The organism is Acidobacteriota bacterium, from assembly GCA_016703965.1.
Classification (GTDB): Bacteria; Acidobacteriota; Blastocatellia; order Pyrinomonadales; family Pyrinomonadaceae; genus OLB17.
This window is the reverse complement of sequence record JADJBB010000025.1, coordinates 335,366-361,749: the sequence shown is the minus strand read 5'-3', so window position 1 is coordinate 361,749 and position 26,384 is coordinate 335,366. Positions and strand designations below refer to the sequence as shown.

The window sequence follows — 26,384 nt, the reverse complement described above, 5'->3', positions numbered from 1 at the left end:
GAGCACTATGAAACCGACGAAAATAATCCTGCTATCAGCCGTGCTTTTTTCGCTCTGGGCAATTCCAGGAAGCGTTAAGGGCCAGCAAAGATCGACACAATACGTCCAGATGAAGGAGAGGTCCCGGCTTCTCTTCGATAAGTGGTCGAATGCAAAGAACATGGGCGAAGGGCGGACGATAACCCCCGTGAGCGTTTTGAGGCGATGCCTGTTTCGCGTAGATCGACATTCGCCGCCGCCACTAACGCGCTCTTGTACACGCGTCTGACAGATCCGAAGGGACGCCCCCTCGGGTTTGCGATCGATCTCGTTGATTCGCTTGAGGAGATCGCCGGGCAGGAGATCGGAAAGGGGAGCGACGAGCAGTTTCGCCTGTACGTCAAGCTGAAACCCGGAGCAATCGAAACGCTGGAGTTGAGTAAGGAATTTCAGCATGGCAAAGATAACACCATCTTTCACAAAGGATTCCCGATCAATTATCGCCAGGCTGGTTCGCCTCCAACAATGCAGTATTCTATTGCGACCGACGGCGACCGAGCTGACATCGATGTGGACTATAGGTCAAGTGCATTCCCGAGTGCTCTTTTTAACGGACACTTAAGCGCATCAAATTCGGATGTTAGAGCTGCCGGGAATTATCCTACGCATTTGCGACGATGGCCGGGCCTGATTGACTGGTGGGACACCGAGTTCCCTGACCTTATTAAAGAGTTTGTTAACAATGCCTTCGCTCAGCGTTCAGTAACCTATCTACCCGCAACCGGCAGTTCCAATGCTCCGGAGGCTGCCGAGGTTTCGGCCACCGCGGACGCGTTCTTTAAGGCTTGGCTGCTAGATCGCGACGTCTCAAAAGCCCTATCCTTCCTGCAGCAGAAGCTGAGGTTTTGCTCAGATCTAAAAGAATCGCCAGAGAAACAAATGCTCGAGGCCCGTCGCAAGATCCTTTTTCTGGATACCTTGAAGGCTGCGAACAAGGAGCTAAAGAAGCCCAAAAAGCTTGAAGACGCAATAAGGGCGATCGCTCCGGTCGATCCGTTCATTAAACCAGTTGAGCATTATCAAAAGAACGCTTTCATGCTGGCAACGATCACCGACGGCGACTATGACCATTTTGTTTGTTCGTCAAAGAAATCGGAGATCAGTTCGAAGGATAGCGACATTCGGGCTCGAACTTACGGTAAATACTATGTGACCAAATTCCAGTTCATCCTTGAGAATGGCAAGGGCGGCATCCTGCGTCTAATGTGGGGAAAAGAGAACGGCCTGTGGAAGATAGAAGCCTTCGATGCGGTCACGGCGTAATAAGAAGTTCTGGACGGATCACTTTTAAGGTACGCGGGTGGAGCATTTTCATCCGCATTTTTTTGTTCATCTGAGTTTCGTTGCTTAAGGTTTCGATATGGAAAAGCAAGTCCCGGAAATTGTAGAACCGGAGATCTCGGAGGAGCCGACGCTCAGCAGCCTCGAACCAGTCGCATGCCTAAATTGCGGCCACGAGTCGGCTGGCGATTTTTGCAACATGTGCGGCCAAGCGGCTGATGTCGAACGCTATTCGCTCTCAAGTTTTCTTCGCGAACTTTACAACAATCTCCGCAAGATAGAGATATCCACAACATTTGCAACCGCGATCGAATTGCTACGTCGCCCAGGCGACTTCGTCAAAGAATATCTTGCAGGCAAGCGGGTAGGTTACATAAACCCGATCAAGTTTTACTTTTATGCAATGATCGCAGATGTCTTGGTTCGTGGGCTCTTTCTGTGGCTGACGGGCGATCAGGCCTTCGCTTCCCCGCTGACGGGCAATACGATGTATCAGATCGAAGGGCTCCTGTCGACAATATTCTGGGGACTTCTTTGGAAGGTGTTTTACCGCAGCTCGAAATTTAACGTGATCGAGTTTGCAGTTTGTGCGGTCTATTTTGAGGCAGAGACAGATCTTTTCGCAACCACACTCATGGTTATTACCGCACCGCTTCGCAATAGCATGCCATACATTCCGACAGTTTTAACTTCCGTTGACTTGTTGCTAACGGCCGCCTACGGTATATATTTTGCTCGCCAAATCTTTGAAGAGCCCTTGCCGAAGACGATCATCAAGCAGACGATGCTGATGATCCTCTTCATAATACTCCTTGTCACAACACTGTTCGTCCCAAACCAACTCCACTAGATCCCATTGCTAAGATGATAGTTTGTGCCGACGAACCGGTGGGAAATGTTCAATACAATTCGGACAGTCCCGGCATTCTCTGGGTGCATTCGGGCGAGACCGCCCAGTTAAGCGAATTCATGCTGTTGAATATGGCTTTCCGCTATTGCCACATTGAGAAGTTCGTTCAAGTTGAAAGAGTTGGGTAATTAGAAGGATACGCAAGATCCAAATCCGGTAGGCGATCCGATGGGCTTGAATGTTAATGCACTTCGTCTGAAGGCAAATATTGTGCAATCTACGATCCTGCACAAAAATAGCCCCATTTTCATTGAATTTTGTGCAAAGCATAATTGCTATACACTGACCCATTCAGGTTACGAATTTTCCTAGCTTTTTTTGCGTTAAACATGTTAAACTGGATACGTTGGACGGAACCTGAGCCCGTCTATCCTACTTATTGAGCACCGCTGTTCTCATAAATCCCACCTTTTATGAACAGAGAACCCCTTTCAAATACTTTCAAAGGGATAGTTATCCTTGCCGCTACGGTGGCACTCGCCCTTGCGCTTTCCGACCTGCCTAAAGCGTCGTTTAGCTGGGGCTTTTTTGTCATTCTCGCGTCTGCCGTTATCGTGACGCCGCGAATGAGCCTGACGCTGCCGAGATCGCGTTTTGCGATCAGTTTTTCAGACGCTGCGGTCTTTCTCACCTTTCTGATGTACGGCGGCCCGGCTGCGATCGTGGTCGCTGCCCTCGAGTCTGCCTCGAATTGCTACCACCTCCGCTCCAAAGGGTTCTATTTTGGCAAGTGGATGATTCCCACGAATGTCTCGATAAATACTGTCGCCACGTCTTTGACCTTTGTCGCCTGGACCGCCGCTGAACCGCTTTTCAAATTCGCTCCGAACACGACCCAATACATTGTCTCGACGGTTGGTATTCTTGCTCTATCCCAATTTCTTTTCTCATCGTGGCTCGTAGCGATCTTTACGTGGACGCGTAAAGGCACAAGTCCATGGCAAACATGGAAAAATGACTGCTTTACCAGTTCGATGACCCAGATCGTCGGTGCCGGACTCGCCGGCCTAATATTTAAGTTGATCAGCTATCGTGACGTGCTCACGGGTTCGATCGCGATGTTCGCTCTCGCTGTTCTTTATCTTAGCTATCGTCAGTCGATAACGGAGGTCACGGTCGCGATGCAGCAAACCGAGGAAGCCGAACGCGAGAAGGCAGATATCGAACGTGAACGCCGCCAAGAGGCGGAAAAATATGCGGGCGAACTTGCGGCGACGCTCGACAAAGAAGAGAGAGCGAATGAAGCTCTTCGAAAGAGTGAAAAAGACCTTCAGCACGCTGCTCTGCATGATTCCCTGACGAATCTTCCGAACCGCAAGCATTTCGGTGATAAGCTGCGTCTTCGCATCGAACAGTTTAAAGATGATCCGAGCAGGACCTTTTACGTTCTCTTTCTCGACATCAGAAAATTCAAGAACATTAACGATAGTCTCGGCCACACTCTCGGCGACAAAGTTCTGATCATTGCGGCAAAAAGATTCGTACGAATGCTGAATTCGACGGACATGGTCGCGCGTATCGGCGGAGACGAATTTGCGGTGATCCTCACCGACATCTCCTCGATAGGCAAGGCCCAGAAAGTAGCACGGCGGATATTCGACTCGATCGCCCAGCCATTCTCCCTCAGCGGAAACAACGTAACCGTCAGCGTCAATATCGGTATTGCTCCTTGCGACGCCGAATACAACACGCCCGAAGAGGTCCTGCGTGACGCTGACATCGCCATGCATTACGCAAAGGAGTGGAACAGCGGTGTTGCCGTCTTCACAAAAGAGCTGAGAGAGAAGTTCCTCGAACGTATCCGTTACGAGAACGATCTACGCCACGCGCTTGACCGCAATGAACTCGCGATGAGCTACCAGCCGCTGATCGATATCCAGGACGGCAGCCTGATGGGATTTGAGGCGTTGCTGCGTTGGAATCATAGCGAGATCGGCAATATTCCGCCGAATAAATTCATCCCGATCGCCGAGGAATCAGGCCTGATCATCCCTATTACCGTCTGGATCCTAAAGGAAACAACGCGCCAGATCGCCGCCTGGCAACAGATCGGCCCGGAATACAAAGATCTGGTGGTCAGCGTCAATATTTCGGGCAAGCACCTTTCGAACGACGACCTGATAGCCGACGTCCGCGAGGCCCTCGATCTTTCAAAGATCGATCCCTACTGCCTGAAACTCGAGATCACCGAAAGCGCAGCCATGGAAAATGCCGAACATACGATCGACATGCTCAACCGCCTGAAACTGCTCGGCGTACAGCTCAGCATTGACGATTTCGGTACCGGATATTCGAGCCTCAGCTATCTGCACCGGCTGCCGTTCGATACGCTGAAGATCGACCGCTCGTTCGTATACAGCGTCGGTGAAAAAGGTGAGAATTCCGAGATCCTGCAAACGATCATTTCCCTCGCCAAGAACCTTAAAAAGAAGGTCATCGCCGAAGGCATAGAAACCGAATCGCAGCTCCACCTACTCCAAAACCTCGGCTGCGACTACGGGCAGGGCTATCTGCTCGCCCGTCCGCAGACCAGAGAAAATGCTGAGCAAGCACTCTACGAACGCAAGAGCTGGATGCCGGCGAGAATATCCGATCGCATCGAAAATGCCCCTCAGCACATCGATGTTGAGGAAAATATGCCGGTTTTCTAACTGGACAGAATAAGGTTGACTTAGCGGGGCGAACTTAACTAACATCTTTCTATGAGCCCCGACTTAATGAATAGAATTACCTCGAACCCGCGTCAATGCGGTGGCAGACCGTGCATTCGCGGACTTCGAATTCGGGTCAAAGATATTCTGGACATGCTCGCGGGCGGTGCTAGCGAGGCCGAAATATTAGAGGACTATCCATACCTGGAAGCTGACGATATAAGAGCCAGCCTCGGCTATGCAGCGGCCCAACTTGATCATGCGGTAGTCATGGTAGCGACGTGAAGTTCCTGGTTGACGCCCAACTTCCTCCTGGACTTGCTCGCTGGCTGTGTGAAAATGGCCATCCATCTCAGCACGTTAAAGACCTTGATCTCGAAGATTCCGATGATTCTGTCATTTGGGATCATGCCCTCCAGAACGAACTCACGATAATCACCAAGGACGAGGATTTTGCTGAACGAACCTCCAGGACTTTCAACGGCCCGGCGATCGTATGGCTTCGTCTTGGCAACTCGACAAACCGAGCATTGCTGATATGGCTTGAACCTCGCTGGCCGGAGATCTCGGAACTTCTGCAGCTCAACCATCGCCTGATCGAAGTTCGATAAGATCGAAACATTACCAAGTTGTTTTAACCATTAACGCGTTCTATACTTACTGAAAATCTTTCGAAATTCAGGAGTATTGAACGCGTTATGTTTAAGAGATCTATAGTTTTTTTGATCGTCAGCGCATTTCTGACGGTCAGTGTGCCGGCACAGAAGTTTGACTACCCTAAACCACGCCGCGGCGATCAGGTTGATGATTACCACGGAACAAAGGTGGCCGATCCTTATCGCTGGATGGAGGATACCGAATCCGCCGAAACCAAAGCGTGGATCGAGGCCGAGAATAAGCTCACGAATTCCTACCTCTCGACCATTCCTCAGCGCGACGGCATTAAAAAACGCCTGACCGAGATCTGGAACTACGAACGCTACTCAGCTCCGTCAAAGATCACTGACAATTTCTATATCTACACAAAAAATGACGGCCTTCAGAACCAGAGCGTTCTCTACAAGGCGACGTCGATAAACGATCCCGGAAAGGTTTTCTTCGACCCGAACAAACTGCGTGCAGACGGTACAGCGGCGCTTGGCGGCTCGGCGTTTACTGATGATGGCAAATTGTGGGCATATGGCGTTTCGCAGGCTGGCTCGGACCGTTCGGAATGGTTTGTGATGGATGTGGCAACGGGCAAGCTTTTGCCTGACACTCTATCGCCAAATCGCCAAGGCGTCGCGGCGTGGCTCAAGGATAATTCGGGTTTTTACTACACGAGCTATCCGCCGGCAGAAAAGGGCCAGGAACTGAAAAATACTACGTATTTTCAAAAGCTATATTTCCACAAACTCGGTACGCCGCAGTCTGAGGATTATGTAGTTTACGAGCGTCCGGATAACAAGGAATATTTCTGCGGAGCCGAGATATCAGAGGACGGAAACTGGCTCATCATCACCGTCGGCAAGGGCACTGAACGGATGAACATGGTCTATTTCAAAAATCTGACCATGGAAAAAGCCCCGATCCTGCCGCTGGTTGAGAATCTGGACAATGCGTGGAATTTCCTCGGTAACGACGGCTCGACCTTCTACTTTCAGACCGATAAGGGAGCCTCGCGCGGCAAGGTCGTGAAGGTCGATGCTCTCGCCGTGAATAAGAACTGGGTCGATGTGATCCCCGAAACTCCGGATACGCTCAACGGGGTTCAGTTCCTAAACGATCAATTCGTGCTCAATTACATGCACGACGCGTATACGAAGATCAAGATCTTTAACACGAATGGTAAGTGGGTTCGCGACGTCGCCCTGCCCGGCATCGGCACCGCCGGTGGTTTTGGTGGAAAGCGTAAGGATCACGAGACCTTTTATTCATATTCGAGCTACAACGCTCCGCCGACGATCTATCGTTACGACATGAAAACCGGCAAAAGCACGGTTTTCCGCACTGCGAAGGTCAAATTCGACCCGAATACCTATGAGGTCAAACAGGTCTTCTACCCGAGCAAAGATGGTACGAAGGTGCCGATGTTCCTCACCTATAAGAAAGGAACCAAGCTCGACGGCTCGAATCCGACGATCCTTTACGGTTACGGCGGTTTTAATATCGCATCGACGCCGGGATTCTCGATCGCACGCGTGCCGTGGCTCGAAATGGGCGGTATTTACGCCGTCGCCTGCATCCGCGGCGGCAGCGAGTACGGCAAAGACTGGTGGAAAGGCGGCTCGAGGCTCAATAAACAGAACGTCTTTGACGATTTTGCCTACGCCGGTAAATGGCTGATCGCTAACAAATACACTTCGACACCAAAGCTCGCCATTCAGGGCGGTTCGAACGGCGGGTTACTCGTTGGAGCTGTATTGAATCAGAATCCTGATCTTTTCGGTGCCGCTCTTCCTGCGGTTGGTGTGATGGACATGCTTCGGTTTGATAAGTTCACGATCGGCTGGGCGTGGAAATCGGATTACGGCGACCCTGCCGACCCGACCGATTTCAAGGCGATGTACGCCTATTCGCCATATCACAACGCTAAACCGGGCACGAAATATCCCGCAACGCTCGTAACCACCGCAGATCACGACGACCGCGTCTTCCCTGCTCACAGCTTCAAATACACAGCCGCGATGCAGGCCGCCCAGGCGGGTGACGCTCCGGTCCTCATCCGCATCCAGGTCCGCGGCGGCCACGGTGCGGGGTTGCCGACGGCTTTACAGATCGAGCAGCAGGCGGACATTTATGGCTTTTTGGTGAAGAATCTTGGAATGAAATAGGAGACAATTAAGATGAAGAGGTCTATTCCATTTTTTGCCGCGTTATTCGCTCTGAGCCTGGTGCTGTCCGCTTCGGCGGCAGCTCAGGCATCTAAGTGCGGTGACCGCGACTATACGTGCAAGATCGCTGCTTATACGGCTCAGATCGCCGATAACAAGGATGATATTGAAGCCTATTACAATCGCGGGATCGCGTTTCAGGCCCTAGGCAAACACGACGAAGCGATCCTTGATTTCACCAAATACATCGGGATGAAACCGTCAAATCTAGATTACTTGGCGGATGGCTACAGCAACCGTGGAATCAGCTACAAACGCCTGAATAAGCTCGATCTGGCCATCGCTGACTACACGAACGCGATCCAATTGTCGCCCGGAAAAGCGTTCTTTTATTTCAACAGAGGCAATGCTTATTCGACTAAAAAGGCGTTTGACCTCGCGATAGACGATTTTTCAAGTGCGATCGGACTAAAGGCAGACTATGCAGGAGCTTATGTCAGCCGCGGACATGCCTACATGGGTAAGAATAACGGCGATGCGGCATTTGCTGATTTCACCAAGGCCATTTCTATCGATCCGAATGAGTCAGAGGCCTATTACAACCGCGGCATCATCTACGACGACCGAAAGGATTACCAGAAGTCGATCGCGGATTACGACAAATACATCTCTCTTAACACGAACAACATCGCATTCCTTTCGGACGGTTATCAGAATCGCGGGATCGCCTACTATAACATCGGGAATTACGATCGGGCCGTGAAAGATCTCACCTCAGCGATCGAGCTTGACCCTAAAGATGGTTCTCCGTACAAAGCACGAGCATTCATCTATCGCAAACAGGGCAAGATCGCCCTTGCTGAAGCGGATGAAAAGAAGGCCGCATCCTTCAAAAAGTAAAGGCTAAACCGATAAGAGCAAGGCCGCGAACCTCAACGGTTCGCGGCCTTGCTCTTTTGTAGCGATTTCCGTCGAGGTTTTGCTACTTGATCTCGTCCGCCATCAAAAGCCCGAAATACGTGACTCGTTCGTTCGTGTGACGGTGCAGGATCTCGGCGGCTTTCGCCTTTGTATCTTTGTTATCTACCTTGACCATGATTATGCAGTCGCCGTCCTGCAGGTGTTTTTCGTAGCGTTCGAGGTACGTTCGCTCGGGGCCGACGTGTTTGGCGGCGTGGACAAATTGTTCCCACACGCCCGGCTTGGTACCGTCGAAGCTCGCGGCCTCTTTCAGCCCGCTCCAACCGCAAAAAACCTCGATCTCGTCGGCTGAAAAACCGCTGCTCTGCAGCTCATTCACTGCTGCAGCGACAGCATCAGGCTCGTAAAATACGCTGACGACCTTGTAATAGGGATATCCTAAGACGTCATGGTTAGCGACCGCGATCTCTTCTGCTCGTTCAGGCTTTGTACTCATATTTTTCTCCTTTCAACTTCACTTCCAATATAAATGAAGCGTGATCGAAGAAATGTACGAAACATTACATTAGGTTGACGGGGTCGATCTCGACATTCACCGTTCGCAGGTCGCAGCCCTGCTGTTCGGCGTCGGCAAGGCCGATGTCGAGTATCTCGCGCAAGGAGCGTCGGTTGACGCCTTTGAGGATGATCTGTAGGCGGAATTCGTTTTTCAGACGCGATAGCGAAGCCGGTGCGGGACCGAGAATGCGGGCGGTCTTGTCGCTATTTGCGGCATCGAGCGAACGCCGCAGAATGTTTGCCATTTTCGACGCACACGCGTGGTCGCGGTGTTTTATCAGGATCGACGCGAGCACGAAAAACGGTGGATAGGCTAGGCGTTTGCGAAATTTGATCTCTTCGTTGTAAAAACCGAGATAGTCTTGCTCCTTAGCAAAACGCAGAGCGTAGTGATCGGGATAATACGTTTGGATCATCACTTTGCCCGCCTTTTTGCCGCGTCCCGCACGGCCCGCGACCTGCGTTATCAGCTGAAAAGTCCGCTCTGCTGATCGCAGATCGGGCAGACCCAGACCAATATCGACCGAGATCACGCCGACGAGCGTTACATTCGGGAAGTCGTGCCCTTTCGCGATCATCTGCGTACCGACGAGCATGTCGAGTCCGCCCGCCGCGAATTTGAGCAGCACTTCTTCCATCTCGCCTTTGTGTGCCATCGTGTCGCGATCGACGCGGGCGATCCGCATTTCGGGGAATTTTTTAGAGAGCTGATCGGCGATGTTCTCAGTTCCCTCACCGACGAAATATAGGTATTCGCTTTGGCAATGCGGGCACGTTTTCGGCGAGTTTTCGCGGCGATTACAATAGTGACACAAGAGTTTGTTGTCACCTCGATGAAAGGTGAGCGTGATGTCGCAGTTCGGACATTTGAGAGTCTCGCCGCATGTTCGGCACAGCACAAACTGCGAGAATCCACGGCGATTGAGCAAAATGATGACCTGCTCGCCTCGAGCATGCGTTTCCGTCACGGCTTCGAGCAATTCAGGTGACAAAGCAACGTCCTTACCGAACCGCTTGAACACCTCGCGCATGTCGATCAACTCAGCCGTCGCGAGCCCGCGACCGCCGATGCGATCAGGCAATTGTAGATACGTGTATTTGCCGGTCTGAGCGTTAAAGAACGATTCCATCGCCGGCGTTGCCGAGCCAAGGACAACAACTGCTCCGGCGAGGTGAGCACGCATTACGGCAACATCGCGGGCGTTGTAGAAGGGCGATTCGTGCTGGCGATATGACGGATCATGTTCCTCGTCAACGACGACGAGGCCGATGTTCTCAAGCGGAGCAAATACCGCCGAGCGTGTGCCGATCGCGATGCGTGCATCGCCGCGTCGGATCCGCCGCCATTCGTCATAGCGTTCGCCGACCGACAGATTCGAGTGCAGGATCGCGACCTCCGAACCAAAGACCGTACGTAAACGCCGCGAAAATACCGGTGTCAAAGCGATCTCCGGCACCAGCATCATCGCCGATCTCCCAGCATCGAGGGCGAAACGCATCGCACGAATGTACACCTCGGTCTTCCCACTTCCCGTCACACCGTGGAGGAGAAATGATTTGAATTTCGCACCATCCGTCAAGGCCATCGTTATCGAATCCAGGGCCATTTGCTGTTCAGCCGTCAGTTCAAAATCATCCTTCGACGGCAACGCCGCGCCAGCGAGCGGGTCGCGCATTACGTCCTGGACGTATATCTCGACGACGCCATTCTTAGCCATCGTGTTCAGCGGCGAGGCATTTGTTTCAGCCTGTTCGAGCACTTCGGTGAATAGCATTTCACCTCCGTTTTCCTCGAGCAAAGCGATGATTCGAAGTTGAGCCTCTGTGTACGGGCGGACAGGAGTGTCCGCGCTCCGCGTCAGGCGAACCGCTTTTCGCCGTTTCGGACGAACTTTTTCTGAGTTTATTCCCGCAGGAAGCGAGGCCTTAAGCATTTCGCCCCAGAATGACGAGTAATAATCGGCCGTCCACTGCGTGAGCTTTAATATCTCGGGCGTGATGAGCGGCTCTTCGTCGGTGAGTTCGATGACGGCTTTGATCTTTGACTCGTCGATATCGACGTCCGGCGGTAAAGTCGCATGCAGGCCGACAGCGTAGCCCGTCACACTTCGCCGCCCAAAGGGCAGTAATAATCGAGCCCCGAGCTTTATCGACGACCTCATTTCCTCAGGTATCCGATACGTAAATACACGCCGCAGCGGTACCGGCAGGGCGGCTTCGACGTACGTTGGAACTGCTGAAATTGTCGTTTCCGGCGTGGACATTATTGGGGCTATGAACAAAATAATAACCTATCGGGGAACTGTTTGCTCGGCGCCGGTGTCTAAATGGCGAACGCAAGGATCTAACGCAAAGACGCGAAGGAGCAAGGTCGCAAAGGCGGGCCTTTAAGGTCGGACACCGACCGATCTTCGATTTAGCACGAACCGTTAGTTATCGACGAGCACCTGAATTCCGACTTTGCGTCTTTGCCCCTTAGCGACTTTGCGTTAAAAATCCCATCTCGCCTGGAAAAATTTCGTAGAATGTAAGCAATGGACGATCTATTTAAACCTGAAGAAAGGAAACGCGGTGTTAACAAGGTCTTTGTCGGCGGCTTGATCTTCGCTCTCTTAGCGATCGGAGCAGTGATAGGCGTGCTTTCGTTGAAGCCATCGATGGAAGAGCAGACCGCAAAGATACTCGAGGGCTCGCTCCGCGAAGGCCCTGATTATGATGCCCTGAATAAAGACATCGTCATATCAACCGACGACAACACGGTGCAGTCAATGACCCCAATGGGCACGATCTCAATGTATATCAAAGGCAAGATCCGAAACAAGGGCACAAAAACCATCACCGCGCTCGAAGTAAACGTCGCGGTAGTTACCCAGTTCAATGTTGTGCTCCGCGAACGTCGGATTCTCGTAGTGCCCGTCCAGCAGCCGGCTCTTGGCCCCGGCGAGATCATTCCGATCACGCTGACGCTAGACGGATTTGCAAAAGATGACGATCGAGCGAATATTCGCTGGAAAGTGACGGCGATAAAAGCAAAATAGTCAGAACCGCCTGCGTGAGCGGGCGAGATGATCGATCGAATCCTGAGGAAAGTGATAACCAGACGTTGTACCGCCCGCTTACGCAGGCGGTTGTGATACGGTCTCCCGGACAAAAAGCTCTTCGAGCGATTGTTTTACCGGTTGGATCGATGCGAGACGTCCGCCCGAATTGCGTGTGATCTGCAAAACAGCTTCGATATCAGCCTCGTCCAGGATATGGATCGAGGCTCCATTGGGACGTGAAGTGATCGCCGCACCCGCGATGAACTCGACGTCTTCGCGGATCTTTTCGGCGGAAACGCCTTCGATATTTACCTCGAACGAGCGGGACTCCCCCGTTTTTGTCAGCAGATCACTCAGATTCCCGGAAGCAGCGAGCTTGCCCTGTCGCAGGATCGCAACTTCATCGCAAAGAGCCTCGATGTCGGAGAGAATGTGCGTGGACATAAAAACCGTCGTCCCCTTCTCACGAAGCCCGGCGATCAACTCGCGTATCTCGCGGCGGCCAACAGGATCTAGGCCGCTCATTGGCTCATCCAGAAAGACGATCTCAGGATCATTGATAAGCGACTGCGCGAGGCCGACACGCTGGAGCATTCCCTTTGAATATTTACGAAGCTGCTTTTTCCTATCCTTTTCCTGCAGTCCGACCGCGCTGAGCAATTCGCTGGTCTTAGCCGTTCGCGTCGCTTTATCAAATCCAAACAACTCGCCGAAGTAATCCATCACCTCGAGCGCGGTCAGATAATCGTAGAAATACGGATTCTCAGGACAGTAACCGATCCGCCGATGCATTTGGACATTTGAGATATCATGGCCCAGGATCTTCGCTGAGCCTTCGGTTGGGAATTGCAGGCGCATCAGCGTCTTTATCGTCGTTGTTTTCCCCGCGCCATTACCGCCGAGAAAACCAAAGATCTGGCCGGGCTTTACGTTCAGGGTCAGATCGTCGAGAGCTCTGACGCGCTTTTTCCTTAAAAAGCCGGTTTCGTAGTCCTTCGAGAGGTTCTTAATTTCGACTGCGTATTCCATGATCTAATTTTCGGGTGCGATCCTCGTTTTTTCTATATCTAGGGTTACAACGCACTTGTCTTTATCAAGTTTGTACGGGGCGTCCGTCGGATCGACCAGCCTTTTTCCGGCGTCGATGCGGAACTGCCGGCCCTCGGGTAATTTGACCTGCATCAGCATCGGAGCGATCTCGCCAAAACTGTTTGCACAACGCCCGTTCCGCTCGTTAAATGCGGAAAGTGTTTGATTGATAGCGTCCCTTTCATCGAACCAATCGAGCTGCTTCAGCCGCCGATCGGCGGTGATCTGAACGGCCTGATCGTCCGATTCCGAGAGCATCTGTGCGTATATGGTCCGGGCAGTTGTACGGCTTCCGCCTTCGGTCTTCATCGACGCCGCCATGAGTTTCATAAACGATGACGAACCCGGAATTTCGGCTCCCTTTTTGTAGATCTCAGCCGCTTTTTCATAATCGCCGACCTTCCAATAGATGAACCCCAAATACTGGTACAGCTGCCATTCATTCGGGTTGTTATTGACGCCCTTTGTCGCGAGCTCGATCGCCTTCTGCTTGTCGATCGCCGGCAGAACAAGCGCACCATAGGAATATGCCCCGATAAAATGGGGATCTAGATCCGTTGCATTCTGCAAAAGCGGATACAGAAGGCGAGGGTTTAGCGACGTCAGGTCCTCGACGTCGATGTTCGCATCCTTACTGGCGACCATTTTGTCGCCGATATATTGAAGTGCCCTAACCCAATACCAGTCGGCAAGCAGGCCTTCCATTCCAAGAGCGAAGCCCTTGAGCCGCGAGCCGTTCATGCTCAGATCAGAATCGGTAAAACCGTCGGCGAGCTTAGGCTTGCCGCGGTCAAGCGGGCCCGTCAGGCCAATGATCGCGGCAAAGCAGCCTGCGATTATCGCCACCGGCAGAACGACATTTTGCAGTGCAGAATTCGCCATCTATTTGAAATTTCGCCGGCTGAATATTACTACCGTGATGGTCGTCAGAACAACATCAAAAAGGATCGCGTAGAGTGCCGCCGAACCGATCATGGAGCCAGTGGGAAGCATGCCGTTCGCCGTTTCGGTGATGAAGCTAAAATGCGATAGATTGGGCAGAACGTAATAGATCGCCGTGAAAAATCCTACAGCCGTTTTTGTCCCTACGGTCGTCGCGACCTCAAGCAGGGACGAACTGAAATGACCGATAATAAATACAAAGAAGGTGAGAAGTGCCGACAATGCAGGAGTCGAAAATGACGAGAACATGATCGCGACCGCGGTAATGATCGTCAGCTCTAAAAAGATCAGCAAAACAGCTGCCCAAACGCCGCCGATCAGCTGCTTTCCGCCTACATAAAGGAGGGCGAGCGTGACCCCCGTTCCCATTACAACGAGATTAGCGAGCAGCGTCGCACACAGGCCCAGATACTTCCCGACGATGAACTCGCCTCGGCCGATCGGCTTTGAAAAGATCGAATAGACCGTCTTTTTCTCGATCTCCTTCCATACGAGGCTTACGCCAACGAATATCGAGATGAACGTTCCGAAGATCAGAGTCGCACTTAGCCCGAGATTTACGATCACGCGTGCTTCCTGGCCGGCAGTCAGTTCGCCAAGGAAAATTGCACCCACCGTGATCAACAAGACGAAAACGATCAAATTATAGAGAATGCGGTCACGAACGGCCTCGCGAAAGGCATTCTTCGCAATGGCTAAAATACCGTTTAGATAGTTGGTCGAACCCGATTGCATAAATGGAAATTGACGCAGGCCGAAAGGAAACCCGTCGTGATTTTACATCATTTGCACAGGGAAAATAAAGTTGAACATTTACGCCGCAAAGAACTGATCAGCGGCTCGGCGACTGGTGAGCCGGTTTCACCCTCAGGTGCTTCAGACTAAAGGTCTTTAACCTGAGAATTGGCTGCTCGAGAAAATAGAAGGAAAGCACCGAAACACCGAATGCAAGACCGATTCCCAGCACAACCTGTATCATCGTGTCCGGAACCGCATTCTTCGCGAACTCGTAAAAGACATAGTGCCACAAATAGAGGCCATACGAGATCTGGCCGATCCATCGCAGGCCGCGTATTTCCAAGACCTTGTGGACAAGCGAAGTTTCCCGACTGACGAGCCACAGGATAGATACAGCCGTCGAAACCGAGAATATTGAAAGAAAACCGTAATATAACAGCCGATCCTGATGCTGAAAACTGATGACAATTCCAGAACCAACAATAAGGGAAGCAAGAGTTATCCGATCGAACATCCTGCTCTTAAGGGCCGCAGGCGGAATGAGCTTCCAGCAATGGATCAATGAGGTGAGACATCCGATCAAGATGGCATCGATGCGCGTATCGGTCGAATAGTAAAGAACGTCTATATCCGTTCCGCCAGCCGTTCGGACCGCGCGTTGGATCACCAGGATCACGATCAGGCAGGCCGTGCCGGCCGCGATCTGTTTCCTACTCATCGAAATGCCGAATGCTTTGAAAAGCAGCAGGGACCAGATCACGTAGAACTGTTCTTCGATAGCGAGCGACCAGGTGTGGTTCAGATTGCCTGTAACCGCACCTAATCCGCGGTGCCAATTCATCAGGTATGTCAGAGAATATAGAAAATTGTTCTCGCTATAGATGATCGCCGCCTCTTTCACCGGAAGCAAAAGATCACCACCGAGATAGAGAACGATCAGAAACAGCCAGAAAGCCGGGACGAGCCGTAGCGTGCGCCGCAGGTAAAATCCGGAAAGGCTGATCCGGGCTGTCTGGCTGTATTCTTTAAGAAGGATCGAGGTTATAAGGAATCCACTAAGCACGAAAAATACATCCACGCCCAGGAAGCCACCGGGCGCGACCATTCTCAGTCCGGGCACCAAAAGTTCGAGATGATAGAACATCACAAGCAGGACAGCTATAGCGCGCAGCCCGTCAAGGCTCGGCACATGGCTGAAACTCACCTTTGATTCTTTCTCATCTGCCGGCATAGTTGGTGGACAAAGAGCAGTCAGGTCGACTCGGGGTTTCGTCGCCGAAAAAATGAAATTCCTAGCCCGACAATCAGGCTTATCCACGCAACAAGCGAGACCGCACGTGTTATATACGAAATGGACGGTTCAACGAAAGAAAGTGATACATCGGCATTCTCGGACAGAACCGGAAAGTTTATGCTTCCGTCATCACCGGCAATAAGCTCAATGGGCTGACCATTTACGCGAACTTTCCAATATGGATGATAGAAGGTTCCAACCCGGACGCTAGTTTCGCTGCCACCACCAACGGAAAATCTCCGGTCGTTTCCGTCCCATTTTGCGATCTCTACGGTCCGCAACCCTGCCGAAACTCGCTCGCGGTTTTCAAACGCCGTTTGCTTTCCCCAGATCGGCCACCAGCATTCGCAGGCTTCCTCGTCGTACATTCCGGCGACCTTTTCGTCGAAAACGTCTTTTCCGAGAGGCACTGAAGTCACAATATTCTGGGAAATGTCATAGATCGCCGCCGTGACGACAAGCAGAAGGATCGGATATGCGAATCGGCGGTCGAGCTTGGTTCCGCGAAACAGCAGCACGCTCGCCGCGATTCCGAACGAAGCTGCCGCCATCAAAGACGCGACTGAAAGCCATCGCCAAGGGAATTGGATCTTTGCGAGGAGCGAGACATTATTCCACAGGAACGAACTCGCGAACGAGAACATGAAGACCGAGAAAATGCCAGTTAGCGTGATCGCCCGCTTCAATTTGATTGTTTGGCTGTCGAGAGTAACGGGATCTTTTAAGACAAATCTTGCAAAAAACGCGAGGGTAAAGAAAAGCAGCGTGAGAAGTATTATGCTGTCGAAGTGCCAAAGCATCTTCTGAACATAGCGCTCGGCCGATGCCGAAAAGTAGATCGGAAAGAAATAGCTTTTGTAGTCATAGTAACCCTTAGCAAAATACTCCGGCGAGTTATGCTTGACCCAGTCGACCTCCGTGATCGCTCTCACCAGATGGAATGACGCCGCGAGGCCACTCATTACGACCGCTACTGTTACTTTTATTGCGGTGTCCTTTACCTCTTTCCAATCAACGATCGCGAGTCCGTAAACGCCGATGCACAGCGTAGCGATTATCGCAGTCGGGATATGTGTCAGGATCAGCAGCGAATATGAAATCGAAAAAAGGACAGCGTCAACCCAACGTCTCCGCCGGCATAAACGGGTCAAAAACAGGAAACAAAACGGGAGAATGCCCGAGGCGGCAAATTCGGCATAAAGCACTGCCTGATAGATCTGAAAGGTGTGGTACGGAATTATGGCATACGCCACAGCCGCGAGCGTGGCTGCTCGATCGCTCGTCCACTCTCTGATCCATAAATAGACACCAAAGCTGCCAAGCAGTGCCCAAAAATAGGTGTTGATCCAAAAGCTGTGATACCAGCTGCCGGTAACTATCTTGCTCAGAGCGAGAACGTAATAAGCGAGAGGCGGATAATACCTGATCCCGATCCCGCCAAAGCCGTAATTATCGAGAGCTGACCAGTTTGGAAATATCTCGCCTACCAGAATCGCATGCTCATAAGCCGCAGCGAATCTCATGTGCTGCATCAGGTCGTATCCGTCGGGAATGCCAAGTAATGCCAGTGGCAGCATTATGGCGGAAACTGCTATTACGATGATCAGTATCGATCCTCGCCCGGAAAATCCTCGCATCACGGTAGGCGACTGGCTTTGGTCATTATGAGGCATTGCTTTGAAAATTCACGCGGATGCACCGCTACAAAAACGAGATCGCAATCGTAGAATTTGATCGGAGAATGTCATTGAGTTGGGACACCCTAGATTAACATCCTAGCATGACCCTTGTCGCAAGAAATGCGGACATCCTCAAAAAAAGAGAGGCTGCCTTTTCAGGCAGCCTCTGCTCTTCCGAGGAAGATTGCTAATTAGTTAGCAAGAGCCGACAGGGCCGTACATTGAGCAGCGGTCGGGATAGCCGCCGATCCCGCACGGAACTTAAGAACACCGTCTGTTTCAACGCAGAAGTCGCGTGAACCAGTTCCGGTCAGTGCAGCAGTCGACTGGGGATTGGCACCAGCAGTGAATGTCGCTGGGGCTGTAGCGGTCGATGCAACAGCTGCGGTCGAGAAGTTATAACCACTCTTGGTTCCGGAGCCGCCCAACGCAGCGTCGATGAGACCGTTGGTCTGAAGGGCTGACAGCGTTGCAGCATAATTGCCAGCGCCGTAGGTCGAAGCGTAGGTCATTTGAGCACCGTGAATGGTGCGGAGCGAAGAAACTGCCGAACCTTCGTTAGCTGAACGACGTGCAGCAAGCAAGTTCGGGATAGCGATAGCAGCGATGATGCCGATGATCACGACAACGATTAAAAGTTCGATAAGCGAGAAACCTTTCTGATTTTTCATTTTGTATTCACAATCTCCTAAGTTTGAATCTTTTGTACCTTTCGCAGGTCGCTTGTCTTATAACAATTGACGTGCCAATGCTTTGAAAACGAAATGAAGGGTCGGTAAGTGTTGATAAATCAGGACTTAGTGAATATACGACTCGCTCTTTGCACTACTGTTGGGGAAGCCTTAAAGCCATCGTTGGCAGTATTTGTTACGAATCCTATGACAATTTATGTCAGATTCGAATGCCGCGGCGAGCGAAGGTACCCGTTAGCCATTGACAAGGCTGTATGGCGGCTCATCTTGAGCGTTCTACACCAAAAAAAGAGGCCGCCTTCTCCAGACAGCCTCACATAATTGCGTTGGAACAAGCTTTCAATTAGTTAGAAAGAGCGGCCATAGCGCAAATCTAATCGGCGAAAAAGTACGGCAAAGTTATCTTGCTTTGCGTAACTACTGACATTTCGAACTCCGGCCCTTACTAATCATTCCCGCGCATCTGGGCCGAAAGCGAACGGATACTGTGCTTATCGAGGAGATGCCTTAGAGAACGGACCGGCATTTTGAGAAGGTCGGCTGCCTTGGTTTGATTTCCGCCGGATTGGCGAAGGGCTTCGACGACGTAGGTTTTTTCGAGGTTGTCGAGATGCGAGACGAGATTGATACCGTCTTCGGGTAATTCGAACTCAGCGCGGATGCGTTGGGGGTTGTAATTGGTGATGTGATCGGGGAGTTGTTCCGGCTGGATCTCGCTCGTGCGTTCGAGGGCGACCGCGCGCTCGATCGTGTGTTCGAGTTCGCGGACGTTGCCGTGCCACGCGTATTTTTCGAGGATCTGGGCTGTTTTTGGCGACATCGTGAGATTCTTACCGGCCTGATCGTTGAATTTCTTGACGAAATGGTCGATCAGATCCGGAATGTCCTCCGCTCTCTCGCGCAAAGGCGGCAGGTGGATCGGGATGACGGAAACGCGGTAGAAAAGATCCTCGCGAAACGTTCCTTCTTCAGTCATTTTCTTGAGATCGCGGTTCGTCGCCGCAATAACGCGGGCATCGACCTGAAGTTCGTCGTGCGCTCCAACGGGGCGAACTCGCCTTTCCTGGAGGACTCGCAGAAGCTTTACCTGCATCGCCGGCGACATTTCGCCGATCTCGTCGAGAAAGATCGTGCCGTTATTCGCCGCCTCGAATAATCCCTTGCGATTTGTATTTGCTCCGGTGAAAGCACCCTTAACGTATCCGAACAATTCAGATTCGAGTAAAGTCTCAGTAAAAGCCCCGCAGTTGATCGAAACGAACGGTTTTTCCGCCCGCGGGCTTAGATCGTGGATCGCACGTGCGACGAGTTCTTTACCGGTTCCGCTCTCGCCGGTGACCAGAACTGTCGACTGCACCTCAGCCACAGTCTCGATCATCTGGAAGATGGCGTTCATCTTCGCCGACGTTCCGACGATGTTCTTGACGCTGCCGCGTTCGCGCTGAGCGCGTTTGAAGGCACGGTTCTCGTTTATGAGTACCTGTTTCTCAAGCGTCTTACGGACAATTAGCTTCAGTTCCTCGACATCGAATGGCTTTTGAATGAAATCATCGGCGCCAAGCTTGAACGCCTCGCGAGCTGTCTCGACCGACGCAAACGCGGTCATCAGGATCACGCCGAGATCCGGCAGGGTCTCGCGAACGGCTCGCAGCATCTCGATACCGTCCATGTCGGGCATCTTAACGTCAGAGATAATAATGTCCGACGGTTCGGCCGCAAGCAGTTCGAGGGCCTGACGGCCGTTCATTGCCGTACGAACCGTATTTCCCTGCTCTTCAAAAACGAGTGTCAGCAATTGCCGGTAGCTTTGCTCATCATCAACGATTAGTATTTTGGCCATTTTTTGGAGGTGCGTAACGCTGGCCGTTTCTCAACCTGCGTTCGCGTCTATTTTCACAGACTTACTCTGGGCAATTCAAGATGGAACTTTAGTTTCTTTGCTTTCAACATGCAAAAAGCTCTCAAGCCGCGAGGTTTGGCCCGTTCCTGGCAGAGGTCTCGACAGTTCTGCGGCACCGCGGCGGTTGTCCTTAGGCAATTCGACTGTAATGGTCGTGCCCTTCCCTTCATGGCTGCGGACATTTATCGCCCCGTTGTGGTCCTTAACTATCTGATAGACGATAGAGAGCCCGAGGCCGGTTCCGCCAGACGTTGAATTTGAGAACGGCTCAAAAAGCTGCTCGACCTGCTCAGGCGACATACCTCGGCCGGTGTCTTCAAAAACGATACGAATTCGATTATTCGGAATATTCTCAAGGCTGACCTTCAATTCGCCGCCATCGGGCATCGCCTGCAAAGCGTTTCGTGCCAGATTCCAAAAGATCTGCTTGAGCTGGGCTGCATCCGCCGAGATCACAAAAGGCGTGTCAGCAATCTCGGCCTTCAAAACATGGTTCTTTCGCACATCAGGGCTGTGTTTGAGCAGCATTACCGTTTCCTTTATCGCCTCGCCGACGTCCGTTTCCGCAAAATCGACTGCTGCCGGCCGGGCATATCCGAGAAAATTCGTAATTATGCTGTTCAGCCTGTCGGACTCCTTCAGAATGATGTCCATTAGACTGGACTGCATCGATCCCGGCGGCGTGCTCGATTCCAGAACCTGGATCGCCCCGCGCATTGCTCCTAAAGGATTGCGGATCTCATGAGCCAAACCGGCGGCGACGCGCCCGACCGCCGCGAGTCGGTCCTTTCGCCGAACGCTCTCTTCCATAGAGCGAATTTCCGTCAGGTCCTGAAACGTGAGGATCAGTCCCGATGCTTCGTTATTCTCAGAAAAGAGCAGCGAAACTCCGTAACCGATCCTCACCGCGAAGCCATCCGGCGTTATTAGATCAGCCTCGAACCTCGGCAACTGATCGCCGTCGCCCGCCGCAGCGAGAGAAAGTTCGATCGGCTCTCGTATATCACCGAAAAGCTCGTAGATCGAAGTGCCATGAACTTGATCGAGCCGGTAACCGGTGATCTCGGTAGCAGCGGAATTGAACGTGTAGATGTTGCCTTCAAGATCGGTGGTGACGAGACCGGAGCGGATGGATTCAACGATGCGTTCATGAAGGACACGAAGGTTCGCGAGATTTTTCGCTGTCTCCTCAAGCTCATCGACCGAACGGTGCCGGTCAGACAAACGCGACGCGAGCAATCCGACAACAAGCATCGCCACCACGTGAAAGCTGATTATCTGAACAGCTTTCCCAATATCTTGTACCGCTCCGTTAGTTTCGATGACCGACGTCACTGACAGGATCGCGAGGCCGATGAAAAGGCTTCCGCAAACCACCGCCATCAAAAGCGTCGAAAGCGGCCGCAGGAAAAAACTTGCAACGCTTATCAAAACAATATAGAGAGTGATGTACGGCGATGAAATATCGCCCGTTCGCCATACGAGCCACGTGATCAGCAAAGCGTCGAGCAAGAATTGCGCCCGGATCTGCCAAGCCAGAGCCGTACTCAGTCTAAGCAGGAAAAAATAGACGATCGTCAGGCCAACCGATATTGTAAAAAGGAGAAACAACCCTTGCGGAAAATTCTCGACCGACAGCCGAAAAGTCCCGCTCGACCAGACCCAGCTCGTCACCAGCAGCAAAAAACTGACAACAAGACGCCCGATTATAAGCGTCTGTATCTTTTGCATCGGCTTCAAATTGGCTGATTCGGCCTTTTCGCCTAAACTATTCATATATGGAAACTGCCGCAAATCAGAACAATTCGCCCACCTTTGACCGTCGTCCATGGGGCACATTCACCGTTCTGGACGAGGGAGAAAATTATAAGGTAAAGAGGATCGAGGTGCTGCCCGGAAAGCGGCTGAGCTATCAGCGGCATTCACGACGCGCCGAACATTGGTACGTCGTGCGCGGTATAGCTAAAGTAACATTAAACGGCGTCGATATTCTAGTAGATTCTGGAAATGCCATCGACATCGCCCGCGAAGACGCCCACCGCGTCGAAAACCCCCACGCCGAAGAAACACTCGTCTTTATCGAGACCCAGACCGGTGACTATTTTGGCGAGGACGATATTGTGCGATTGGATGATGATTTTGGAAGGAACTGATTTGGTCATCCAGCAGCGAGAGCGCCGGACGCGGATACGATACTTTCGATCGCAGCTCCGAAATTCTCGACAACCAGATCCGGTTCATGGGCAAGCTGCGGCCTATGCTTCATTCCATAACCCGTCAAGACCAATACACTCTTGATCCCGGCGTTCTTTGCGATCTCGACGTCCAGACTCTTGTCTCCGATCATCCAGGACCGCTCCATGTCTATTTCAAATTCAGCGTTTGCTGATTCGATCATCCCAAGATTTGGTTTGCGGCAAATACATTCGGCACTTGGTAGATGCGGACAATAGTAGAATGCATCGATCGCGCCATTAAGTTCGGCCTGGATCTGGTCATGGATCGCGTGCATATCCGCCTCGCTGTATTTGCCGCGGGCAATGCCCGACTGGTTGGTTAGAACTATGACGAGAAATCCGTTGTCTTTCAACTGCTTGATCGCGGCGGCTGTGAACGGGAAAACGCGCAGATCCTCGAGCCGCGAGAGGAAATTCACTTCCTCGATCAACGTCCCGTCGCGGTCAACAAAAACTGCAGGCTTTTTCATAGCGATCTAACACTATATTAACGCAAAGCCGCTAAGGTGCGAAGACGCAAAGTCTGTAAATAAAGGGTTAACCGATTAACGACAGATCTTCTTCCTCGAGATCTTCGATTACCAGCGGCTCCGGATTTAACATCTCTGTCGCAGCATTAAAAACCTCATCCACGCTGACCTGCGTCATACACCGGTGATCGATCGGACAATCACGCAGCATACACGGCGAACAATCGACATCTTTGCGGATCAGCACGGCCTTCTCGGAGAACGGCCGCGTCGTCTCAGGATTCGTCGGGCCGAAGATCACTATCGTCTCGGTACCGACGGCCGGAGCAACGTGAGCGAGGCCCATGTCGTTGGATATCAACAGATCGATCGATGCAAGGATGGAAACGGCTTCGGAAAGGTCGGTTTTACCTGCGATATTGATCGGTTTTATCGTGCAGATCTCCCACACCTTCGCGGCGACGTCCGATTCGTCCTTCGCTCCAATGAGGATCAAATTCACGTCGGCATCACTCTGTAGTCGATCGGCGAGTTCGGCATAGCTCTCGGCCGGCCAGCGTTTGGCACGCGAATTCGTCGATCCAACGCCGAAAGCCACCGTCATCTTAAGCGGATCGACCCCAAATTCGGCAAGCTTTGAAGTCGCCTCGGACCGCCGTTCCTGCGAAACTTCCAGCGAAATATCGGGAAACGCGGCCGAAACCGTATCACGGCCGAGCACACGTTTTTCAAGCTCAGAAACCAGATTCAAATAATAAAAAACCTCGTGTCGCCGGTTCTTCCATTCCGGGACCGCGATCGGTTCGGTCAACAGCAACCCGCGAAGGTCTTTGTTGTAACCAAATCTGCGTGGTATGCGCGAAAGGTAGGTTGTCAGGGCTGATTCAAATGAATTGGGAAATAAAAGGGCGAGATCGTAGCCATCGCCTTTCAGAAAATCTGAGTTATCGAGAACGTCCTTGATCTTCCATTTATGCGGGTCAAAGGTCACTAGATCGTCAATAAAAGCCGCATCCCGAAACAATCCATCCGCCCACGACCGCGTATGCAGCGTGATCTTTGCCTCCGGAAATATCCGCCGCAATTCCCGCAAAGCAGGAATAGACATAACGGAATCACCGATCCAGTTTGTTCCTCGAACGAGTATTTTCATCTCACGGGCAATTTTCTAGCGCGAAGCCGAGCTAAAAAAGAGTCTTCAAGCCCTCATTCAGCCCTAGCTCCGGGCTCCAGCCTAATTCCTGTGAGGAAAGGCTAATGTCCGTAACATAGTTTAACGGCGTCGGAGCGGGCAGTGGATTTTCTTCGTCAATTACGGCCTGCAGGCCGGAAACTTCTTCGAGTTTCGCGACCAGATCTTTCAGGGTCAGAGCGTTTTCGGGGCCACCACCGAGATTGTATAGGCCGTGGCGAATCACGGATTCGGTGAATGCAGTGCAGGCTCGAGAAAAGTCGTCCACGTGTAGCAGGTCTCGCAGTGGTGTGCCGCCACCGGGCAATTGCAGGCGCTCGCCTTTATTGATGGCATCTACATAGTGCCCGACGAAATTTGGCGTGTTATCGTCCGTAACTGGTGCATAAACCGTTGAAAGCCTGAATATGCAGGAGCGAAAATTGAAAGCGTTCGCATAATACTCGACGTATCGCTCCGCGATCAGCTTCGACCATTCGAGCGGCGATTGGCCCGCGAACAGCGTCGGGCAATTTTCGTTGACTTGAGAAAAATTATCGGCAAAACGTCCGTAAACGTCTTTCGTCGAAGCAAAGATGAAGACCGCATCTTCTTTCATCTGCCGCAGCAGATTGACGGTACCGTCGACGTTCGTCAAAAAGATATTCCCGGCGTTATGCGGATCCTTATCGAGCAGAGCCGCGAGTTGAATGACAACATCGTAGTCCTTCGCCATCCCGACATCTCCAACATTCAAGATATCGAGGCCAGTTCGCCTCGAAAGATCATCCGCGTCAAAAAATTTGCGAACATGCGTACCCAGAAAGCCGCTGCCGCCGGTGACAAGTATCTTCATTGACTTATTTATGCATCAACCGCTGAACGGATTCGGCCTTCCCGATCACTATCAGCAGGTCTCCTTCGTGGATGATCCTATCTTTCTTTGGTTGAAATTCGAGTTCACCGTTCTTGCTTCGGATAGCGACAAGTATCACACTGGCATCATCAAGAAGCGGTGTATCGATCAAAAGCTTTCCACTAAAGGACGAGGCAGGCCCGATCGCGATCTCTTCAAAGACCAGGTCCATCGTCTCGGCAACTATGGAATCCATGAAGTCAGCAACTGCCGGTTTCAGGAGAGCCCTTGCCATCGATTGGCTGCCGATAATGGTCGGTGCGACCACGCGGCTTGCTCCCGCACGAACCAGCGTAGCTTCCGCCTGCTCCTCCACAGCTCGGGCGACGATGTGAAGGTCTGGGTTCAATCCCCGGGCCGTCAACACCACATATACATTCGCCGCATCGTCCGGCAGGCAGCTTGCCAGCCCGCGTGCTCGCTTCACACCGGCCTCGATAAGCTTTTCCTCTGAGGTCGCGTCGCCGATACTCAGAAAGGAGAGCGGTGAATCGACCTCGCTGAGTTTGCTTTCAGACGACTCAATTATTACATGCGGCAGTCCCTGGTCCTGCAGATTCCGAATGATCCGGCGGCCGACCCGGCCGGCTCCGCAAACGATATAGTGACCTTCTAGTTTCTCCATCTCTTTTACTCTTCGCCGCTGGCTGAAAGCCTCGACCATTTCTGATTGAACAACCGCTTGGGCAAGTACCGACAATGCGTAAAGCACCGTTCCCGCACCTGTCAGCATCAATATGATCGCAAAAACACGTCCGGCTTTTGTAATTGGCGTCAGATCGCCGTAACCAACGGTTGTCACGGTTTGGGCTGACGTATAAAGGCTGTCGAGCCAGCTAAATCCTTCAAATAGCTGAAACCCTACCGCACCGATCACGATCATCAACACTACGAGAAAAGCAGCAAAAAGCAGCTTTCGCCTCGCGATACCGTCCAGAGTTTGAAGGTTGCCAACGGCCATTTTCCAGAATTTGTTCGACAATACAAACCAAAACTATATAGAATGGTTAGTGGTGCTCTCCCTAGTCGATAATCTCACTTA

The 26,384-nt window shown here is 51.9% G+C and carries 23 protein-coding genes; 9 read left to right on the top strand and 14 right to left on the bottom strand.

Features of this window, described 5'->3' with window-relative positions:
* Window positions 1-141 precede the first annotated feature (141 nt).
* The 7 genes from IPG22_19140 to IPG22_19110 all read left to right on the top strand — a co-directional run bounded on the left by IPG22_19140 (window position 142) and on the right by IPG22_19110 (window position 8,594).
* Entirely contained in the window at window positions 142-1,302 is a 1,161-nt protein-coding gene (locus IPG22_19140) for a hypothetical protein (protein ID MBK6590402.1), read from the top strand.
* Between the two features lie 97 nt (window positions 1,303-1,399).
* Window positions 1,400-2,170 (top strand): DUF3667 domain-containing protein, encoded by a 771-nt coding sequence (locus IPG22_19135; protein MBK6590401.1) that lies wholly within the window; start codon window positions 1,400-1,402, stop codon window positions 2,168-2,170.
* A gap of 473 nt (window positions 2,171-2,643) precedes the next feature.
* On the top strand, window positions 2,644-4,881 hold the full coding sequence (locus tag IPG22_19130) for an EAL domain-containing protein (protein MBK6590400.1): 2,238 nt from the start codon (window positions 2,644-2,646) through the stop codon (window positions 4,879-4,881).
* Between the two features lie 51 nt (window positions 4,882-4,932).
* Window positions 4,933-5,166 carry a DUF433 domain-containing protein gene (locus tag IPG22_19125; GenBank protein ID MBK6590399.1) on the top strand — a complete coding sequence of 78 codons (234 nt, stop codon included), beginning with the start codon at window positions 4,933-4,935 and terminating at the stop codon, window positions 5,164-5,166.
* Entirely contained in the window at window positions 5,163-5,492 is a 330-nt protein-coding gene (locus IPG22_19120) for a DUF5615 family PIN-like protein (protein MBK6590398.1), read from the top strand. Before IPG22_19125 ends, IPG22_19120 begins: the two co-directional genes overlap by 4 nt.
* A gap of 87 nt (window positions 5,493-5,579) precedes the next feature.
* Window positions 5,580-7,694, top strand: a complete 2,115-nt coding sequence (locus IPG22_19115) for a S9 family peptidase (GenBank protein ID MBK6590397.1) — start codon at window positions 5,580-5,582, stop codon at window positions 7,692-7,694.
* Between the two features lie 12 nt (window positions 7,695-7,706).
* Window positions 7,707-8,594 (top strand): tetratricopeptide repeat protein, encoded by an 888-nt coding sequence (locus IPG22_19110; GenBank protein ID MBK6590396.1) that lies wholly within the window; start codon window positions 7,707-7,709, stop codon window positions 8,592-8,594.
* Window positions 8,595-8,676: 82 nt separating this feature from the next.
* Here IPG22_19110 and IPG22_19105 read toward each other — a convergent pair whose 3' ends face one another.
* Window positions 8,677-9,111: a hypothetical protein gene (locus IPG22_19105; protein MBK6590395.1), complete on the bottom strand. Its 435-nt coding sequence runs from the start codon at window positions 9,109-9,111 to the stop codon at window positions 8,677-8,679.
* Between the two features lie 64 nt (window positions 9,112-9,175).
* A complete protein-coding gene (gene priA, locus IPG22_19100) occupies window positions 9,176-11,455 on the bottom strand; it encodes a primosomal protein N' (protein MBK6590394.1) in 2,280 nt (759 codons plus the stop codon).
* Between the two features lie 252 nt (window positions 11,456-11,707).
* On the opposite strand from priA, the gene IPG22_19095 reads away from it, so the two are divergent.
* Entirely contained in the window at window positions 11,708-12,211 is a 504-nt protein-coding gene (locus IPG22_19095) for a hypothetical protein (protein ID MBK6590393.1), read from the top strand.
* Window positions 12,212-12,289: 78 nt separating this feature from the next.
* On the opposite strand, the gene IPG22_19090 is transcribed toward IPG22_19095, so the two are convergent.
* The 8 genes from IPG22_19090 to IPG22_19055 form a co-directional block, all read right to left on the bottom strand.
* Entirely contained in the window at window positions 12,290-13,243 is a 954-nt protein-coding gene (locus IPG22_19090; protein MBK6590392.1) for an ABC transporter ATP-binding protein, read from the bottom strand.
* 3 nt (window positions 13,244-13,246) lie between these two features.
* The gene (locus IPG22_19085; GenBank protein ID MBK6590391.1) at window positions 13,247-14,185 is read right to left on the bottom strand and encodes a hypothetical protein; all 939 of its coding nucleotides are present in this window, start codon (window positions 14,183-14,185) and stop codon (window positions 13,247-13,249) included.
* A complete protein-coding gene (locus IPG22_19080) occupies window positions 14,186-14,980 on the bottom strand; it encodes an ABC transporter permease subunit (GenBank protein MBK6590390.1) in 795 nt (264 codons plus the stop codon).
* A gap of 97 nt (window positions 14,981-15,077) precedes the next feature.
* Complete coding sequence (locus tag IPG22_19075) at window positions 15,078-16,214, bottom strand: acyltransferase (protein ID MBK6590389.1); 1,137 nt, start codon at window positions 16,212-16,214, stop codon at window positions 15,078-15,080.
* 20 nt (window positions 16,215-16,234) lie between these two features.
* Entirely contained in the window at window positions 16,235-17,950 is a 1,716-nt protein-coding gene (locus IPG22_19070; protein MBK6590388.1) for a hypothetical protein, read from the bottom strand.
* A 197-nt stretch (window positions 17,951-18,147) separates the two neighbouring features.
* Window positions 18,148-18,627: a prepilin-type N-terminal cleavage/methylation domain-containing protein gene (locus IPG22_19065; GenBank protein MBK6590387.1), complete on the bottom strand. Its 480-nt coding sequence runs from the start codon at window positions 18,625-18,627 to the stop codon at window positions 18,148-18,150.
* A gap of 466 nt (window positions 18,628-19,093) precedes the next feature.
* Window positions 19,094-20,488 carry a sigma-54-dependent Fis family transcriptional regulator gene (locus IPG22_19060; GenBank protein ID MBK6590386.1) on the bottom strand — a complete coding sequence of 465 codons (1,395 nt, stop codon included), beginning with the start codon at window positions 20,486-20,488 and terminating at the stop codon, window positions 19,094-19,096.
* Window positions 20,489-20,563: 75 nt separating this feature from the next.
* A complete protein-coding gene (locus IPG22_19055) occupies window positions 20,564-22,324 on the bottom strand; it encodes a PAS domain S-box protein (protein MBK6590385.1) in 1,761 nt (586 codons plus the stop codon).
* A gap of 2 nt (window positions 22,325-22,326) precedes the next feature.
* Between IPG22_19055 and IPG22_19050 the strand changes: the two genes are divergently transcribed.
* Window positions 22,327-22,701, top strand: a complete 375-nt coding sequence (locus IPG22_19050) for a phosphomannose isomerase type II C-terminal cupin domain (GenBank protein MBK6590384.1) — start codon at window positions 22,327-22,329, stop codon at window positions 22,699-22,701.
* Between the two features lie 5 nt (window positions 22,702-22,706).
* Here the strand turns inward: IPG22_19050 and IPG22_19045 are convergent, their stop codons facing one another.
* The 4 genes from IPG22_19045 to IPG22_19030 all read right to left on the bottom strand — a co-directional run bounded on the left by IPG22_19045 (window position 22,707) and on the right by IPG22_19030 (window position 26,324).
* Window positions 22,707-23,255 (bottom strand): HAD family hydrolase, encoded by a 549-nt coding sequence (locus IPG22_19045; GenBank protein ID MBK6590383.1) that lies wholly within the window; start codon window positions 23,253-23,255, stop codon window positions 22,707-22,709.
* Between the two features lie 67 nt (window positions 23,256-23,322).
* Window positions 23,323-24,408 (bottom strand): lipopolysaccharide heptosyltransferase II, encoded by a 1,086-nt coding sequence (gene waaF / locus IPG22_19040; protein MBK6590382.1) that lies wholly within the window; start codon window positions 24,406-24,408, stop codon window positions 23,323-23,325.
* A 31-nt stretch (window positions 24,409-24,439) separates the two neighbouring features.
* Complete coding sequence (locus IPG22_19035; GenBank protein MBK6590381.1) at window positions 24,440-25,282, bottom strand: NAD(P)-dependent oxidoreductase; 843 nt, start codon at window positions 25,280-25,282, stop codon at window positions 24,440-24,442.
* Between the two features lie 4 nt (window positions 25,283-25,286).
* On the bottom strand, window positions 25,287-26,324 hold the full coding sequence (locus IPG22_19030; GenBank protein ID MBK6590380.1) for a potassium channel protein: 1,038 nt from the start codon (window positions 26,322-26,324) through the stop codon (window positions 25,287-25,289).
* Window positions 26,325-26,384: the final 60 nt, after the last annotated feature.